Annotated in this window: 14 protein-coding genes and 1 pseudogene; 11 read left to right on the top strand and 4 right to left on the bottom strand. The window is 62.2% G+C overall.

What is annotated here, in order from left to right; genetic code table 11:
- Positions 1-773: 773 nt before the first annotated feature.
- Entirely contained in the window at positions 774-2,174 is a 1,401-nt protein-coding gene (locus AWB79_RS10585) for an ATP-binding protein (RefSeq protein ID WP_061167336.1), read from the top strand.
- Positions 2,175-2,348: 174 nt separating this feature from the next.
- Here AWB79_RS10585 and hfq read toward each other — a convergent pair whose 3' ends face one another.
- Positions 2,349-2,630, bottom strand: coding sequence for an RNA chaperone Hfq (hfq, locus tag AWB79_RS10580; RefSeq protein ID WP_157695735.1), 282 nt, complete (start codon positions 2,628-2,630; stop codon positions 2,349-2,351).
- 422 nt (positions 2,631-3,052) lie between these two features.
- Positions 3,053-3,958: a LysR family transcriptional regulator gene (locus tag AWB79_RS10575; protein ID WP_074169352.1), complete on the bottom strand. Its 906-nt coding sequence runs from the start codon at positions 3,956-3,958 to the stop codon at positions 3,053-3,055.
- 112 nt (positions 3,959-4,070) lie between these two features.
- Between AWB79_RS10575 and AWB79_RS10570 the strand changes: the two genes are divergently transcribed.
- The 4 genes and pseudogenes from AWB79_RS10570 to AWB79_RS10555 all read left to right on the top strand — a co-directional run.
- Positions 4,071-4,481, top strand: coding sequence for a (R)-mandelonitrile lyase (locus AWB79_RS10570; RefSeq protein ID WP_061167334.1), 411 nt, complete (start codon positions 4,071-4,073; stop codon positions 4,479-4,481).
- A gap of 83 nt (positions 4,482-4,564) precedes the next feature.
- Positions 4,565-4,963, top strand: coding sequence for a (R)-mandelonitrile lyase (locus tag AWB79_RS10565; protein WP_198399004.1), 399 nt, complete (start codon positions 4,565-4,567; stop codon positions 4,961-4,963).
- Positions 4,964-5,054: 91 nt separating this feature from the next.
- Positions 5,055-5,756, top strand: coding sequence for a carboxymuconolactone decarboxylase family protein (locus AWB79_RS10560; RefSeq protein WP_232470863.1), 702 nt, complete (start codon positions 5,055-5,057; stop codon positions 5,754-5,756).
- Between the two features lie 122 nt (positions 5,757-5,878).
- Positions 5,879-6,613, top strand: a pseudogene (locus AWB79_RS10555) (SDR family oxidoreductase); the annotation flags it as partial.
- Positions 6,614-7,284: 671 nt separating this feature from the next.
- On the opposite strand, the gene AWB79_RS10550 reads toward AWB79_RS10555, so the two are convergent.
- Entirely contained in the window at positions 7,285-7,788 is a 504-nt protein-coding gene (locus tag AWB79_RS10550) for a DUF1993 domain-containing protein (RefSeq protein ID WP_061167331.1), read from the bottom strand.
- 84 nt (positions 7,789-7,872) lie between these two features.
- On the opposite strand from AWB79_RS10550, the gene AWB79_RS10545 reads away from it, so the two are divergent.
- On the top strand, positions 7,873-8,802 hold the full coding sequence (locus AWB79_RS10545) for a LysR family transcriptional regulator (RefSeq protein ID WP_332459661.1): 930 nt from the start codon (positions 7,873-7,875) through the stop codon (positions 8,800-8,802).
- Positions 8,803-8,819: 17 nt separating this feature from the next.
- On the opposite strand, the gene AWB79_RS10540 is transcribed toward AWB79_RS10545, so the two are convergent.
- Complete coding sequence (locus AWB79_RS10540; protein ID WP_061167329.1) at positions 8,820-9,338, bottom strand: winged helix-turn-helix transcriptional regulator; 519 nt, start codon at positions 9,336-9,338, stop codon at positions 8,820-8,822.
- A 249-nt stretch (positions 9,339-9,587) separates the two neighbouring features.
- On the opposite strand from AWB79_RS10540, the gene AWB79_RS10535 reads away from it, so the two are divergent.
- The 5 genes from AWB79_RS10535 to AWB79_RS10515 all read left to right on the top strand — a co-directional run bounded on the left by AWB79_RS10535 (position 9,588) and on the right by AWB79_RS10515 (position 17,639).
- Complete coding sequence (locus tag AWB79_RS10535) at positions 9,588-10,838, top strand: efflux RND transporter periplasmic adaptor subunit (protein WP_061167328.1); 1,251 nt, start codon at positions 9,588-9,590, stop codon at positions 10,836-10,838.
- Entirely contained in the window at positions 10,835-14,035 is a 3,201-nt protein-coding gene (locus AWB79_RS10530; protein WP_061167327.1) for an efflux RND transporter permease subunit, read from the top strand. The genes AWB79_RS10535 and AWB79_RS10530 overlap by 4 nt, the downstream gene beginning before the upstream one ends.
- Positions 14,032-15,510: an efflux transporter outer membrane subunit gene (locus AWB79_RS10525; RefSeq protein WP_061167326.1), complete on the top strand. Its 1,479-nt coding sequence runs from the start codon at positions 14,032-14,034 to the stop codon at positions 15,508-15,510. Before AWB79_RS10530 ends, AWB79_RS10525 begins: the two co-directional genes overlap by 4 nt.
- A gap of 115 nt (positions 15,511-15,625) precedes the next feature.
- Positions 15,626-16,798 (top strand): MFS transporter, encoded by a 1,173-nt coding sequence (locus tag AWB79_RS10520; RefSeq protein ID WP_061167325.1) that lies wholly within the window; start codon positions 15,626-15,628, stop codon positions 16,796-16,798.
- A gap of 43 nt (positions 16,799-16,841) precedes the next feature.
- Positions 16,842-17,639, top strand: a complete 798-nt coding sequence (locus AWB79_RS10515) for an isocitrate lyase/PEP mutase family protein (RefSeq protein WP_061167324.1) — start codon at positions 16,842-16,844, stop codon at positions 17,637-17,639.
- Positions 17,640-17,650 lie beyond the last annotated feature (11 nt).

Here is a 17,650-nt window from a genome sequence, read left to right as displayed (position 1 = left end):
TCGGTATCGGTCAGATTCATTTTGCCCATGACCTGAATCTGAACACACCTGGGGTGCCAATTCAATGATGCAACGCAATAGTCTCGCGTCGAAGACTTGCGACCATGGCACTGAATGCTGCGCTCGAAGGAGTCGCTCGTATTGGTCCCCAAAGCACGAGGCTTATAGCAGCCCCGCGAGTGGTGAGCTTTTAGCAAACTCACATTCGTCCAGCTTCGGCGCAGCGAGCCGGTGACGTGCGTCGTCTCCCGAGCAGCCTTCGAAACGTATTTTTGGCTCGCCCCGAATGCGGACGATGCACGGACATTCAAGGTCCTCAGCAACGGATTCGGCCGCATTCACGCCATCGCTGAGCGAAAGCTACTGGCGCACCCTTCCAACCACGTGGAGCTATCGGCGCCTGACTTTGCTAACGGCTGATCTCCACCTGATTTCGAAGCGCGCCCGAACTCGCCCCCCTTTGCTGGCGGCATCATTGATGGCAGAGCTTTTTAATACGATTTACGGTGCTGACGATTAGTTGCGTCACTTCGACGGATAAACCGGCCGCTGCCCAGCTTCGGGGGCGCGGTACCGAAACACACCGCCGTGCCTGCCGATCTCGCTAGCGGCGAATCGGCTGCGGTTTTTCTGAGGGCGCGATTGACCCGGTTTCTAAGGCCCACGACGCATGAGCACTACAATCTTTATCAGGCAGTTGGCGTCACGATGTGTAGTGAGTGCCCGCTTCACTCGACTCGACGTTCATTCTGTTAGTCCCGTAGGTCAGCGCCATGATCCAACTAGAGGAATTGCGCGAGCATCCGCTCTTCGCAGATCTTTCGGAAGCGCTTTTACAGTGGCTGTGCGAACAGCTGACGGAAGTGAGCTTCGCGGCGGGGGAGGTCCTTGTCCGACAAGGCGACACGGCGTCCAATTTTTTCGTCTTGCTGAAAGGCGAAGTCGCCGCGACAACACTTTCGCGCGGACAGCAGATTCCCACGTTGCGATTCATTGCGCCAAGCTATTTCGGGGCCCTGGCGCTGCTCTCGGGAACGCTTGCGCCGGGTAGCTCCAGGGCGGTCACCGATGGGCGATTGGCGCTGCTGCCGGCGCGCGCGTTCCGCGAATTGGTGGTCGGCTCGGAGACCTTCTCCCGATTCATCTTTCAAAGTTCCTTTGACCGCCTGACGAATCTGGAGGCGACGCTGCGTAACCGTGAACAACTGGCTGCGCTTGGCTCGCTGGCCGCGGGCCTCGCGCACGAGTTGAACAATCCCGCGGCTGCGCTGGTGCGGACGGCAGACCGTGCCATGGCCGCACTGACCACCCTGAAGGCAGCGGACGTCGAGTTGAGGAATCACGCGATCCCCGTCGAGGCCATGAAAATCCTGGAGGGTCTGGGCGACCGCCGGGAGGTGACGAACGTCATGTCGGGTATCGACGCCCTGAAGCAAAATCAGGCGATGGACGCGCTCGGCAACTGGCTGGTCGCACAGGGAGTGGCCAAACCTTGGCTTCACGCGCCATGCCTCATCGGTGCAGGAATCCTGCAGGAGGAACTGGGCCCGCTTGCAATCGTTCTGTCCAAGCAGCAGTTCTTTGCCGCCATCCACTGGCTGGCGTCGACCTTGGAGCTCAACGCGCTGATGGCGGACATCCACGTGGGCTCGGTCCGGATTTCAGAGATCATCCGCGCGATGAAATCCTACTCGCGTATGGATCAGGCACCGAAGCAGGAGGTCGACATTCACGAAGGGATTGAAGATACCCTCATCATCATGCAGCACCGGCTCAAACAGGGGATCACCGTGCAGCGTGACTACGATCGCAGCCTGCCGCCTCTGACCGTGTATGGCAGCGAGCTCAATCAGGTGTGGACCAACCTGATCGACAACGCGATCGACGCCATGGATGGCCAGGGCGACATCATTGTCCGGACGTACCGCGAGATAGAGGAAGCCGTGGTCGAGATCACCGACAATGGGACCGGCATCGCCGACGATGTCATGCCGCATCTGTTCGAGCCGTTTTTCACCACCAAGCCGTTGGGTCAGGGAATGGGTCTGGGCCTCGACATCTCATACCAGACGGTGGTCAACCGCCACCGTGGTGCGCTGCTCGTCAGCTCACGCCCGGGAAAAACGACGTTTCAGGTGCGTCTGCCTCTGGCGGCGAAACCCGGTCAAACATAAGCGCCCAAGACGTCAACGACTGCCAGTGAAGCTGCCACCGCCGTTCATAAGGAAAAGGACTACAAATAAGCCTTTGCTTACGTGTCTCGTTTGCGAGTACACGGAGCAGATACCGCCTCTCAACAACACAATGTTGAAGCATGGCTCCCTTTTGAGTGCCTTCCACTTCGCAAGCTACCGCAGTGTATAGCGCTCTGGGCGACGCTCGACGCGAGCGGTTCTCTGCTTGTCTATTGTCCCAACCGATTTGGTATGCTGCTCAATGACCGTGGAAACTGCGTTCTTATACACGATCTGCGTGCCTGACGCTGACTGTACCGAGAGGACGTATTGGTCGAAAGACGCGACGACGCCTGTCAGCTTGATGCCGTTGATGAGGAATACCCATATTGGTGTTTGGTTGGCAACCAGTGCACGCAGGAACTCAGACTGGATATCTGCAAACGTTTCATTCACGGTGACTCCCCCGCTGAAAGACATCTGTCAAAGAGTATGCTGCACGGTGCCGTGTCCGTGTGCTTTCGCGAACGTTCCAGTGCGCGTCGTCGAGCCCCGTCCTTCGCAGAACGGCTGCATGCAACTGGAGAACCTCTAAAAACGCTAAGACGCGTTGATGGGATACCTCGAGGCGCAATACGCCACGGTATGAATGGAAGTTTCCCGTGGTCTCGTGGCGCGCCGTTGATTCAGATCAAGCGCGCGAATGTCCTGTCTATCTGTCGTCTCTCAGAGCGCAAGAGCTCCCGGACCCATAACAGCCATGCCGAGCTCGTCCTGTACCTGGTTGATCCATCAGAGTCACTCGTTTGTATCGGCCGCGTGGTGCAGTGCCGTTCGCAGTTCAGCCGTACCTCTGCTCTGTTTGTCGCTTCGACTAATCATTGCGCCTGGCGCTGATAACCCGCCTTTAGCGCGTCGACTACGAGTTCTACTGCCCGAGAAGATTTGCGGCCACTCGCGTAGTAGACGTGATGTCCGGTGAACGTAGGGAACCAGTCTTCGAGAACCCAATTTAACCGCCCCGCGTGGACGTGGACCTCGACAACGTCTTTCGGCACATATGCGAGACCAAAACCGCCCAGCGCCGCGTCGACCATCTGATAGACGTTATTGAAGGTGAGCTGCCCTTCGACTCGCACCTGCAACTCGCGACGTCCCTTGCGCAACTCCCAGGCAAGCAGCGAATCTCGCGTCGGCAGCCTCAGGTTGATGCAGTTATGCAGCGTCAAATCCTGCGGCGTCTTTGCATGAGGCCTCGACTTCAGGTAACTCGGCGAGCCCACGATCGCCATCGTCATGTCGGGTGCGATGCGCACAGCGATCATGTCCTTCGCCACCTGGTCGCCGAGTCGTACGCCGATGTCATACCGATCCGCAACGATGTCGGCCAGCCCATAGTCGTTGACGAGTTCGATCTTCAACTCCGGATACTGCCGCAGCAGCGGCTGCAGTCGCGGCCAGACGTACGTATTCGCGGCATAGTCGGTGGTCGTGATCCGAACCGTCCCGCTCGGACGGTTGGTCATCGCGCGCAATGAATCCACCTCCGCCTCGATCTCCTCGAAGCGCGGTGCGATCGCCGAGAGTAACCGCTCTCCAGCCTCGGTAAGCGACACGCTGCGGGTCGTGCGCGTCAGAAGCTGCAGGCCCATCCGTCTCTCTACGCCTGCCACCGTTCGGCTCAACGCGGACTGCGACACACCCAGTTGCGCAGCGGCCCTCGTGAAATTGCGCTCGCGCGCGACGGTCATGAAGCCGACCAGATCATTGAAATTTTCCTTCAATTAATGCTCCCATGCATAAGGGCATGCCGATTTTGCCACCTAGTCGCATCAATCACCAGGGATTACATTAAATGCCGAAAGGCATTTCGCTTTGGAGATTGCGAGGAAGATCATGGAATTGAAACGAGCAGGCTCTCAGCCGTCGAGGAAGGGCCCGGACGAATGGTTCACCGGCACCGTGCGGATCGATCCGCTGAACGCTCCGCCGCCGCCCGCCCGGGTCTCTTGCGCAAGCGTGACGTTCGAGCCGGGCGCGCGCACCGCGTGGCACACGCATCCGCTCGGCCAGACATTGCTGGTGACGGCGGGTTGCGGCTGGACGCAGTGCGATGGCGAGTCGCGAGTCGAAATCCGCGCGGGCGATGTGATCTGGTGCCCGCCCGGGCACAAGCACTGGCACGGCGCGACCTCGACAACCGCGATGACGCATATCGCCATCCAGGAAGCGCTCGACGGCAAGAACGTCGAATGGCTGGAAAAGGTGACGGACGAGCAGTACCTCGGTAGTGGCGAGAACGAGTGATGAGGAGCGCCGCTTACATAGTCGCCTCGGCTTTCTTGTCAGTGCCCTTGACGGCCTTCGCTGCCGACGGCGAACCGGAGCGGATAACCATCGCGCATAGCGGCTCACAGCCGTCCGTGCCGGGGTCGACGCAACGCTTCACGGGGCAGGTACGCATCGATCCCCTCTTCCAGTCCAAGGCGCCATCGCGCCTGTCTGGTGGGCTGGTGACGTTCGAACCCGGCGCGCGTACCGCGTGGCACACCCATCCGCTCGGACAGACGTTGATCGTCACGTCCGGCAGGGGTTGGACGCAGCAGTGGGGCCAGGAAAGGCACGAAATCGCCGCTGGCGACGTGGTGTCGATCCCGGCGGGCGTAAAGCACTGGCATGGCGCAACGTCCACCACCGGGATGACCCACATAGCGCTGCAAGAGGCTCTTGATAGCAAGAATGTCAACTGGCTTGAACAGGTCACCGATGAGCAATATCGCAGACCGTGACTCAGGGACGTGTCGCGTTGCGCGCCTCGTCGCATCTACCTGCGCGGCGCTCGTCGTGTCCGCCTGCGCCCACACGGAAAGGACTGGAAACATGCAAGAACCGCTGTCGCAAGCCGCCCTGAAGTCCGTCTCCCCGGCATTTGAGCGTTATACGAACGAAACTCTGCTGGACGGTCTCTGGAAGCGGCCGCAGCTGTCTCCGCGCGACCGTAGCATTGTGACGCTGTCCGTGCTGATCGCGCGCAATCAGACCATTGAGATGCCGTTTCATTTCCGGCTGGCACTCGATAACGGGGTGAACCCTGCGGAACTTGCGGAAATGATCGCGCATTTGGCTTTCTATTCGGGGTGGGCAAACGCGACCGCTGCTTCAGCGATCGTCAAGCCCATCTTCGATGAACGTGACATCGGCCCGGACCAGATTTCGCCGGCCGATGTCGCGCTTCTGCCGTTGAATGAAGCTGCGGAGAAACAGCGTGCGCAGATGGTCGCGGAGAACTTCGGCGCGGTCGCCCCCGGCGTCGTCCAATACACCACGGACATTCTGTTTCGCGACCTCTGGTTGCGTCCGGGGCTCGCGCCCCGCGATCGCAGTCTGGTGACCGTGAGCGCTCTCGTTGCCAACGGCCAGACTGCACAGATTCCGTATCACCTGAATCGCGCGATGGACAACGGACTGACGAGGAACGAGGCGTCGGAAGTGCTGACACAGCTCGCCTTTTACGCGGGCTGGCCGAATGTGTTTTCGGCGATGCCCGTGTTCAAGGATGTACTCGCGAAGCGGGCGACATAACCGTCAGGCCAGACTCGAACCCGCAGACGGGCAACTGCATCTTCGAACCTCGATGGAGGCTCGCCGACGCACATGCTGCACCGACAGCGCAGAGGTCGGAAGAAGCATCAACAAGGAAATTCATGAGCGAAAACATTAACGGGAAAGTGGTTGTCGTCACCGGCGCCAGCAGCGGTCTGGGCGCAGAAACCGCGCGCCATCTTTCCAGGCAAGGCGCGAAGGTCATCCTGGGTGCACGCCGCCTCGACCGGCTAGCGGAACTCGCAAGCGAACTAGGACTCGATGGAAAAGCGATTCTGCAGACCGACGTCTCGGACCGCAAGCAGGTCAGGGCGCTAGTCGATCGTGCGGTGGGGCTGCACGGCCGCATCGATGTGCTTCTCAACAACGCAGGTCTCATGCCGAGCTCGATGCTCGACAAGCTGAAGATCGACGAGTGGAACCGGATGATCGACGTCAATATCAAGGGCGTGCTGTACGGCATCGCGGCTGCGCTGCCACACATGCAATCCCAAAAGGCCGGCCAGATCATCAACGTCTCGTCCGTCGCAGGCCATAAGGTTGGTCCCGGCGGCGCGGTCTACGCGGGCACGAAGTGGGCAGTACGCGCAATCTCGGAAGGACTCCGTCAGGAAGTCAAACCCTGGAACATCCGCACGACCATCGTTTCGCCGGGGGCGGTCGCGACCGAGCTGATCGACACGATCACTGATCAGGACGTCGCCGCAGGCATGGCGAAGACCTATGAGAAGGCGATCCCAGCCAGCTCGTTTGCGCGCGTGGTGGCGTTTGCCATTAACCAGCCCGAAGACGTGGACATCAACGAAGTGCTTTTCCGTCCCACTACCCAGGCGTATCGAGCGTGCACCGACCGCAGCCCAAATCGTTGTTCACGATTGAAGGCAACACCGGAGCGCTACGCCGATGATGACGAAACCAGCGAGCGCCGCGGTCCTCACCTGCGGCAGCGTTGGACGATGGACTGCGCCGCAGCTTCTGCATTCGTCCAACTCGAAATTAGACATTAATAGCGGCGGGTCGTAGCCGAATATCTCCCTGGTATCTCGGCGACATGGAGCACTAGCATTAAGGGGCGGCCAACCAAGGGCGGGAAATACGTAGAAATTTTCGTGGATTTTTTAGATTGTTCGCATTCTTTCGTTGTGACCACCTCCACCAAAATCTGTCTCTTCGGACCGGTTTGGTATCACGCACGTTATAGTAATCAAAGAGTTAGGAGCTACTTTTCGTTCCCAATTTTCGTGGAACGACTTCCGCAAACCCGTCCCATTCGCGTAGCAGCGTGATGTCGGCTTGCACAAGGCGAGCCCACGGCATTCACGCGAACCACCGTGGGCACAAACTTCGATCCATCTAGGATACCGACCGTGACGGTCGAACCGCCCCAATTCCAGACGACCCGTCATTGATCACTTGGCGATGCCGATACCAGCTCGCGAGGTTGCCCATGGCGTGCTCTATCGCGGTTGACCGTACCCCGAAGGGACATTCGACACATCCCCATCCATCAGGCGTCGAACGAATCGACCGGTCCGATGAAGTCCTTCTTCACGAGGTCGACGCCATTCGCGCGCAGGATGGCGTAAGCCATCGAAACATGAAAGTAGATGTTCGGAATGACGATCTGGAGCAAGTATTTTTCTCCGGTCAGCTTGCCCGGCACCCACGACACTTTCACGATCCGGCTCGCGGCGTCGGCGTATTGCGGGGCCGTCACGCTTTCGGCGAAGTCGATCGTCTTGCGCAGGCGCGCACGCGCTTCGTCCAGCGTCTGCTCGTTGTCTTCGTGTCGCGGCGGCTCCTGTCCCGACAACCACGCGGCGCCTCCCTTCAGATAGTCGCAGGCGCTCTGTATCTGATAGAGCAAACTGCCCATGTCGGGCGCGAGCCGCGTCGACAGCAGGACGGCGGCATCGAACTTTTTCGCGTTCGCAAAGCGTTCGGCCTTGTTCAGATACGTCTCCATCGACCGGACTGCCTCGATACATTGCGCGATAGCCTGTGCATACATGGTGAATCTCCTGAAACGGATGCGGATGAATCCGAGCCTCGGCCGGCCACTTCCCCTACAATGCTGCGACGAAATTCTCGTTGAGTGAACGCAGTGGACCGACTGGAAGCCATGGAAATGCTGGTGAGCGCCGTGGACGGCGGAAGCCTGTCGGCGGCGGCGCGGGAACTGAAGATTCCCGTCAGCACGCTCACCCGCAAGGTCGCCGATCTCGAAGAGATGCTCGGCACGCGGTTGCTCATACGAACCACGCGCAAGCTCACCCTGACCGATGCGGGCATGTCATACGTCGCAGCGGCGCGGCGCATTCTCGATCTCGTGCGTGAACAGGAGCACGAAGCCACCGGCGAATTCGCGGCCGCGCGCGGCGAACTGGTCATCACCGCGCCCGTGCAGCTCGGCCGCCTGCACGTGTTGCCGGTCATCAACCAGTTCCTTGCACAGTATCCGGACATTACGGCTCGACTGCTTCTCTCCGACCGGAACATCGACCTCATCGATTCGCACGCAGATCTCGCCGTGCGTATCGGCGAACTGCCCGACAGCACCATGATCGCCACGCGCATCGGGTCGTTGCGTCCGATTCTTTGCGCGAGTCCGTCCTTTCTCGCCAACCACACGCCGCCGCGCGAGCCCGACGATCTCGTCAAATATTCGTGCGTCGTCTTCAATAGCCCGTATCTGTCGCCGTGGCGCTTTCAGCTTCCGTCCACGCACAAGGTCTATCTGCTGGACGTGAAAGCACGTCTCGAAGTGACATCGCCCGATGCGGCCGTCAGCGCCGCGTCGGACGACGCGGGCATCACCTACGTATTCGAACACGACGCCGACGAAGCATTGCGTCACGGACAGCTCGAAGTCCTGCTGCCGGAGTTCGAAATCGACCCGGTGCCGGTTCATCTGGTGCACGTCTCCCGAAACCTCATGGCGATCAAACTGCGGCATTTCATCGACTTCGCGGCGCCCCGGCTCAGGGAATCCCTGTCCCGGTTCGGCAAGCAGAAGCGGCGCTGAATCCCGTTTCCCGGCGATCACGAATTCCCGGTCCGGCCTCCGGGCATTCGCTCATTGCGATTCTCGATGACCTCGCACGTTTTCTTCGTCGCGCCGGGACCGGCCGCGAAACGAACGTCCCGATAGCCCAACGTCTGCCCGCCCGTTCCGCGCACTTCCAGCGTCTCCACGGGGCGCCCGCTCGCATGTTCGATCAATGCGACAGGCGGCTTGCCGTTCGGACTGAGCCATTTGTCGCCCCATTGCATCAGCGCGATCAGCACTGGATATAAGTCCGCTCCTTTCGCGGTCAGCCGGTAGCCGAACGTGTTCGCGCGTTCCGCAAGCGGGAAGCGTTCGAGTATCTCCAGTTCGATCAGCCGTTCGAGCCGCGCCGTCAGCACGTTTCTGGCGATGCCGAGCCCGCCATGAAACTCGTCGAAGCGCCGGCTGCCCTGCGTGCACTCGCGCACGATCAGCAACGTCCACCACTCGCCCACCTCGTCGAGGGCGCGAGCGATCGAACATTCCATTCCGACGAAGCGTTTTCTATACATGATGGCTGCATCCTACATCTAGTTTCGTCATGCAACTTAACCATTTTCCGGGGAAGAGCTTCCCGGTTTCGGCCAGTACCGCGACGCAACTGGCTTGCCTATAGTTGCGTCACGAAACTTAAGCGCGTGTCACCGACCGGGATCTCCCCCCGGCATCGATACCGCCAGTTGCATGGAACAACGATCGCCGATGGGCGAACCGAAACAGGTCTCGACGTCGCCCGGCCACTCAATCTACTTAGGATTAGCATGGAAAACCAACTTGATCCGGCTGGGCTGGGAGTCGACGCTCCCGATACCCCGGCGAAATCCCGTTCCGCTCGATGGATCGGCAAAGGCGTGGCGGGCGCGGTGCTCGTCGCCGTGTCCGCGACGGCGTTTTATCTGCACGGCTCCGGCGCCGCGCCGGTCGTCGCGCCGCCGCCGCCATCGGTGACGATCAGCGCGCCGTTGCAGCGCGATATCGAAGACCGGCTCGGGTTTCTCGGGCAGTTTTCAGCCGTGAATCGCGTGGAACTGCGCGCGCAGGTCGGCGGCACGTTGACGCAGATCCACTTCAAGGACGGCGACATCGTTCATCAGGGCGACCTGCTCTTCGAGATCGATCCGGAACCGTATCGCATCAAGCTGAGCGAGGCGAGCGCCGAACTTGCATCGGCCAACGCGCGGCTGGCGCTCGCCACGCGCCAGTTGGCCCGCGCGCAGGAACTGCAACGCTCGGAAGCGGGAACCGTCGAGAACGTCGATCAGAGCGTGGCCGAGCAGCGCGCGGCGCAGGCGGCCGTGGACCGGGCAAACGCACTGGTTCGCGATGCGCGTTTCGACCTGGATCGCTGCAGGATCACGGCGCCGTTCACCGGGCGCATCGGCACGCATCTCGTCTCCGCCGGCAATCTGATCTCCGGCAGCCGCGCGGGCAGCGGTCCGACGACGCTGCTCGCCACAATCGTTTCGCTCGACCCGGTCTATCTGGATTTCGACATCAGCGAAAACGACTATGCCGCGTTTCAGCGTTCGCGCGCGGGCCAGCAAGGACCGCTGGCCGACACCGTGAACATCTCGCCGACCGGCGACAGCGGATTCACGCGCACCGGCAAGCTCGATTTCATCGACAACACGCTCGACCGTTCGAGCGGCACGATCCACGCGCGCGCCACGATTCCGAATCGCGATCTGTCGCTGACGCCCGGCGGCTTCGCGCGCGTGCGGCTCGCCACGACCGCGCCGCAACCCGCGTTGCTCGTGCCCGATGCCGCCGTGCTCGACGACCAGACCGACCACATGGTCTATGTGGTCGGCGCGGACGATGTCGCCACGCCGAGAAAAGTGCAGGTCGGCGATCTGCGCGGCGGCTTGCGCGTAATCCGCTCCGGGCTTGCGCCGACGGACCGCGTCGTGATCGACGGCATTCCATCCGTTCATCCGGGTTCGAAAATTTCTCCGCGCTCCGGAACCATCCGGTTCACCGCGGAGCAAGTGGCCGAAGGAGCGAAATCATGAGACTGACGCACTTCTTCATCGAGCATCCGCGCTTTGCCGCAGTGCTCAACATATTCGTGTTGCTCATCGGTCTCGCGACCATGATCAAGCTGCCGGTGGCGCAGTATCCGAACATCGTTCCGACGACGATTCAGATCACGACCTCGTATCCCGGCGCATCGGCCGATACGATCGCGCGCACGGTCGCAACGCCGCTCGAACAGTCGATCAACGGCGTCGAGAACATGGACTACATCTCGAGCCAGTCGACCGGCAATGGGCAACTGACGATCACCGTGATCTTCAAGGTCGGCACGAATCCGGATACGGCGCTTTTGCTGACGCGCAGCCGCGTGGAAGACACGCTCTCGCGCCTGCCCGCCGACGTGCAGTTGCAAGGCGTACAAGTGAAGAAGACGATTCAGGCGCTGCTGCTCGGCGTGCACGTCTATTCGCCGGACGGTTCGCGAAGCCCCGAGTACCTGTCGAATTACATGCTCAAGGTGCGCGACCAGATCGCGCGCTTGCCGGGCGTCTCGGACTTTCAGTTGTTCGGTGAACGGCAATACGCAATGCGCATCTGGATCGATCCCGACAAGGCGGCTTCGTACAGGATCAGCGCGAGCGAAATACTCGCCGCGCTTCGCGCGCAGAACGCCGCCGTGTCCGCCGGCGTGCTCAACCAGCCGCCCGTTTCGAATCAGGGCACGGGTGCGTATCAGATCAACGTCGAGGCGCTCGGCCGTTTGAGCACGCCGGAGCAGTTCGGCGACGTCGTCGTGAAGTCGGACGCTCAGGGACGCGTGACGCGAATTCGCGATATCGGTCACGTCGAGCTCGGCTCGGTGGATTACGGCTCGAAGGCCTATGCGGATCGTTACGCGGCCACGCCGTGGTTCGTGATCGCAACGCCGGATGCAAACGTCGTCCAGGTCGAACACGACGTCTGGGCCAAGATGGCCGAACTGAAGAAGACCTTTCCGCCGGGCATCGACTACATGAAGATCTATGATCCGACGACTTTCGTGTCGCAATCGATCCATGAAGTTGCGAAGACGATCGGTATCGCCATTCTGCTGGTGGTCGGCGTGGTGTATCTGTTCCTGCAGAACTGGCGCGCGACGATCATTCCGGTCGTGGCGATTCCGATATCGCTGGTCGGAACGTTCGCCATCCTGTCGCTGTTCGGCGCGTCGATCAATAACCTTTCGTTGTTCGGGCTGGTGCTCGCCGTCGGGATCGTCGTGGACGATGCCATTGTCGTGGTCGAGAACATCGAGCGGAACATGACGCTCGGCATGACGCCGCGCGAGGCCGCTCATCAGACGATGAAGGAAGTCTCGACCGCGATCATCGCCATTGCGCTGACCTTGTGCGCCGTGTTCGGACCGACGGCGCTCATGTCCGGCATCTCCGGCCTGTTCTTCAAACAGTTCGCGATCACGATCGCCGCGTCCACCATCATCTCGTGCTTCGTGTCGCTCACGCTGAGCCCGGCGCTCGCCGCGGTGCTGCTCAAGCCGCACGAAATGGAGAAGACGCACGGCGGCTCCACCGCGCTCGGCCGCCTGCATCATGCGATTTTCGGCCGCTTCAACGCGTCGTTCGAATGGCTGTCGTCGAAATACGGAAAGATGACCGGCCGCGCCGTGCGCGCGACCACGGTCATGCTGGTCGTCTACGCCGGTCTGATCGGGGCGACGGGCCTGCAAATGTCGAGAATGCCCACGGGCTTCATTCCGGAACAGGACATCGGTTATCAGGCGGTGATCGCGTTCCTTCCGCCCGGCTCCAGTCTGGAACGCACGGACAAGGTGATTCGCGAGATCAACGAAATCGTGCTCGATACACCCGGACTCAAGGGCGTCACGCACACGTCGCCCGTCTCCGGCTTCGATGTCACGACCGGCACGATCGCGCCCAACGTGGGCACGCTGTTCTACGGTTTGCCGTCCCTGTACGACAAGCATGTGCCGGGCGTCAACGCGGCCTCGATGCTGGTCGAACTGCGCAAGCGCGTGTCCGTGGTCAAGGACGCGGTCGTCGTGGTGGTGAATCCGCCGCCGGTGCAGGGACTGGGCGCGGCGGGCGGCTTCAAGCTGATGCTCGAAGACCGCGGCGGACTCGGACCGCAGGCGCTCGCCGACGCGGCCCACGCGCTGGTCGCGGCAGCGAACAAGGACAAGACCTTCGGCGGCGTGTTCACGCTCTACGACGCAGGCGCGCCATCGGTCTATGCGGACGTCGATCGTCTCAAGGCACAAAAAATCGGACTGACGCCAACGGACGTGTTCTCGACGATGGAGCTTTACCTCGGTTCGCAATACGTCAACGACTTCAACTTCATGGGACGCACGTATCAGGTGCGCGTTCAGGGCGACGAAGCGTACCGCCGCACGCCGGAAGACATCGGCAGGCTGAAGGTGCGCAACGCATCGGGCGACATGGTGCCGATCAGCAGTGTGGCGACGTTCCACAGCAACACGCAGCCGTATCGCGTGCCGCGCTACAACATGTATCCCGCGGCGGAAATCATGGGCGCGGCAGGTCCGGGCCTTTCGTCCGGCGATGCGATCGAACGCATGGAACAACTCGCCCGGCAAGTGCTGCCGAACGGCATCGCCTACGAATGGACCGATCTGGCGCATCAGCAGAAAGAACAAACCATGTCGCCGCTCGTGGTCTTCGCCGCGTCCGCGCTCTTCGTGTTCCTCGTGCTGGCCGCGCAGTATGAAAGCTGGAAGACGCCGCTCGCCATCGTGCTGATCGTGCCGATGTGTCTGCTCGCGGCATCGATCGGTCTGAATGTGCGCGGCATGCCGATCGACATTCTTGCGCAGATCGGCTTCGTGGTGCTCGTCGGGCTGGCGGCCAAGAACGCGATTCTGATCGTGGAATTCGCCAAGCAACGTCAGGAAGAAGACGGCGTCGACGCGGAGGATGCCGCCACGCACGCCGCCCATGTGCGCCTGCGTCCGATCCTGATGACGTCGTTCGCCTTCATCGCAGGCGTGGCGCCGCTCGCCATCGCCGCCGGCGCGGGCTCGGAGATGCGGCAGTCGCTCGGTACGACGGTGTTCTTCGGCATGCTCGGCGTGACGCTTTTCGGCCTCGCCTTCACGCCCGCCTTTTATGCCTTCGTACGCAACCTCGGCGCTCGTGGAAAGCGCGACGTGCGCGCCCTGCCGCGCAAACTCAGCAGTGGAGAAGCGAAATGAACAAGCTCCTGGTCAGGACGATGAAAGCGGTTGCGGGCGGTCTGTTCGTGAGTGCCTTTCTTGCCGCGTGCGCGGTCGGACCCGACTACGTCGAGCCCCAAACGCACATGACGCCGTTTCATAACGCGCAGCAAGTGGCGGAGCGGCAAACCACGCTGCCCGCGCCGCACCTCGACAACTGGTGGACCGGCTTCGACGATCCGGAACTGGTCACGGTCGTGCAACGCGCGCTGGCTCAGAACCTGAGCATTCAGGCCTCGATCGCGCGGGTCACTCAGGCGCGCGCGGCGGCGCAGGCGGCCGGCGCGCAACTGCTTCCGACTGTCGATGCCGGTGCGTCGTACTCGGCGGAACATCAGAGCGTGCAGAGTCCGCTTGGCGCGCTCGCGAGCGCGTTCCCGAACTACAGCCGCGATCAGAAAGAATACGTGGCGGGCGCGACGGCGAGTTGGGAAATCGATCTCGCCGGCGGGTTGCGACGCGCACACGCCGCCGCGACCGACGAAGAGCAGGCCGCCGAGGCCGCGCAACTCGGTACGCGCGTCACCGTCGCCGCCGATGCCGCCGACGCCTATCTGCAAATCCGCGGTCTGCAGGCGCAGCTTGCCGTCACCCAGGATCAGGTGGACACCGACGCGCGTCTGCTCGAACTCGTGAAAGCGCGCAAGCGGGCCGGCGCATCCGACGAACGCGAAGTGGCCCAGGCCGAAGCGTTGTTGCGTCAGGCTCGCGCCACGGTGCCGAGCCTGCGGGTCGCGCTCGAAGCGCAACTGAACCGGCTCGATGTGCTGCTGGGCGCGCAGCCCGGCACTTACGCGGCGGAACTCGGCGCGCACGCGGGCGAGATTCCGGGCGTGCCGGCCATCGGCAGCGGCGATACACCGGTCGATGTCTTGCGCCGCCGCCCGGACATCATCGCGGCGGAAAGGCATCTGGCGGCGTCCAACGAAGCGATCGGCGTCGCGCTGGCCGAGTACTACCCGAAGATCTCGCTCTCCGGGGCGCTGGGATTCGACAGCGTTTCGGCCAGCCACTTCCTGAGCGCGAAGGCGTTCCAGGCGGTCGGCACCGGCGCGCTGCGCTGGCGTCTGTTCGATTTCGGCAAGGTGGACGCCGAGGTCAGGAGTGCGCGCGGCTCATACGCGGAGGCGCTGGCGCAGTATCGGGAAGCGGCGCTCAAGGCGGCTGAGGACGTCGAGAACGCGTTCATGACGCTTTCGCAAACGGAGATTCGCGCGCAGGAAATCCAGCAGGAAGTCGATGCCTTGACGAAGGCGCGGGACCTGTCCGAGAAGGCATATCGCGCGGGTTCGATCACGCTCACCGACGTCCTCGACGCCGACCGCCAACTGCTCAATTCGCGCGCCGATCTCGATGCGACCCGAGCCGATGCCGCACGCGCCGCCGTCAGGACGTTCCGTTCGCTCGGAGGCGGCTGGGACACGCCGCAGCAGCAGGTCGCCGCGAAGAACTGAGACCTCGCCACTTTATGGGGAACAGCTTCCCACTTCCGCCGGGTAGTGCGGTCGGGTTGCGTTCCCTATAGTTTCGTCAAGCAACCGAATTCATCAATTTTCAAGCGAGGTCGAAATGGATCGCCGACTACTCACGCTTTCGCTCGGCATGTTCGCGCTGGGCACCGATAGCTTCGTCTTCGCGGGCATCCTGCCTGAGATCGCTCATTCGTTTGGCGTGAGTATCGGCGCGGCGGGACAGTTGATCAGCGTCTACGCGCTGAGCTATGCGCTGCTGGGCCCGACCATCGCGGCGCTGGCCGCGAACGTGGGACGCAAGCGCTTGCTGCTCAGCGGCATCGGCCTGTTCGTGATTGCCAATCTCGGCACGATCGTCGCGCCGAATCTCGGCATCGCGCTCGCGACGCGCGCTTTGGCGGGCTTAGGCGCCGCGATGTTCTCGCCGACGGCCAGCGGCACCGGCGCGGCACTGGTGCCGCCGGAGCGGCGCGGCTACGCGCTGTCGATCATCGTGGCGGGGCTGACCACGGCGACGGCGCTCGGCTCGCCCATCGGCGCGGTCATCGGCGGGCTCGCGGGCTGGCACTGGACGCTGGTGCTCGTCGCCGCGCTCGGTGGCGCTGCCTTCCTCGGCATCCTCGCGTTCATGCCCGAAGTGCCGCTGCCGCCGGCAATTTCGCTGCGCGAGCGTCTGTCGCCGCTGACCGATTCGCGCGTCGGTCTGACGCTTGCGACGACCGTGCTGGCGCAGATCGGCACCTTCATCATCTTCAGCTACTTCTCGGTCGTCTTCGACCGCGCCACCGGGCACAGCGCCACCGTGCTCGGCGGACTGCTCGTACTGTGGGGGCTGGCCGGGACGATCTCCAACCTGCTGACGGGGCGCATTCTCGACCGGATCGGTTCGCACGAGGTCGTGCTGATCAAGCTGGCGATCGTCGCGATTGTCATCTTCACCCTGCCGTGGACGAGCGCGCACCTCTGGAGCGCGGCCATCGCGGTGACGATCTGGGGCGCCTGTGCGTGGGGCGTGCTGGTGCCGCAGCAGTTCCGCCTCGCGAGCCTGAATCCGCCGATGACCTCGGTGCTCGTCGGACTCAACACGTCGGCGACGTATGTCGGCGTGTCCATAGCCGGAACGCTTGGCGCCGTCGTGATTCCCGTGACCGGCAGCCACAACCTGGGCTATCTCTCCGCCATTCCCGTCGTGATCGCGATTCTGGTCTCCGGGCTGGCGACGCGCCGCATCGCATCGTTCACGGGATCGAAAAGCGCGGTAGCGGCCTGAGCAATCGGCAAATCACTTCCATCCGGGATTCAAGGAAACCGTCATGTCCAACGCAAACACATTTCGTCAGTTACACGTCAATTCAACGCCGCTGCTTTTGCCGAATGCCTGGGATGCCGGCAGCGCGCGGCTCATCGAAGCGCAAGGCGCGCCTGCAATCGCCACGACGAGCGCCGGTTTCGCATGGGCGCTGGGTTATCCCGACGGCCGCATGCTGCCTTTCGCGGAAGTCGCCGCCTCGGTCCGGCGCATCGTGCGCGTGCTGAAAGCGCCGCTGTCCGTCGATGTCGAGCACGGCTACTCCGACGACCCCAGGACCGTCGCGGACCACGTGCTGCAACTGGCGGATATGGGCATTGCCGGCATCAATATCGAAGACGGCCCGGACGCCGCGTCGCTTCTGGCCGCGAAGATCGAAGCGATCAAAAGCGCCGTTGCGAAAGCGGGCCTCGATCTTTTCGTCAACGCGCGCAGCGATGTGTTTCTCGCCACTCTCGTCGAGAAACCAAAGCAGCCACAGGAGTCGATCGCGCGCGGCAATCTGTACGCATCGGCGGGCGCGGATGGTCTTTTCCTGCCGGCGCTCGTGCAGCCGTCGGACATCGAGACGATTGTCGGCGCAACGCGTTTGCCGCTGAACGTCATGGCGCTTCCCGGTCTGCCCGATGCCACGACGCTCGGCAAACTCGGCGTGCGACGGCTCAGTGCGGGCAGCGCGATCGCGCAGGTTTTGCTCGGCAGAGCGAAGGCCATGACACAGGACTTTCTGGCGCACGGCCGCTCCGAAGCACTCGCCGACCAGCCTTTGCCATACGGCGAAATCCAGCAGCTGTTTGCCTGACTGACCACTCA

Source organism: Caballeronia hypogeia (assembly GCF_001544875.2).
GTDB lineage: Bacteria > Pseudomonadota > Gammaproteobacteria > Burkholderiales > Burkholderiaceae > Caballeronia > Caballeronia hypogeia.
Note: the sequence above shows the minus strand (reverse complement) of the source record. Positions and strands in the feature narration are given on the sequence as shown.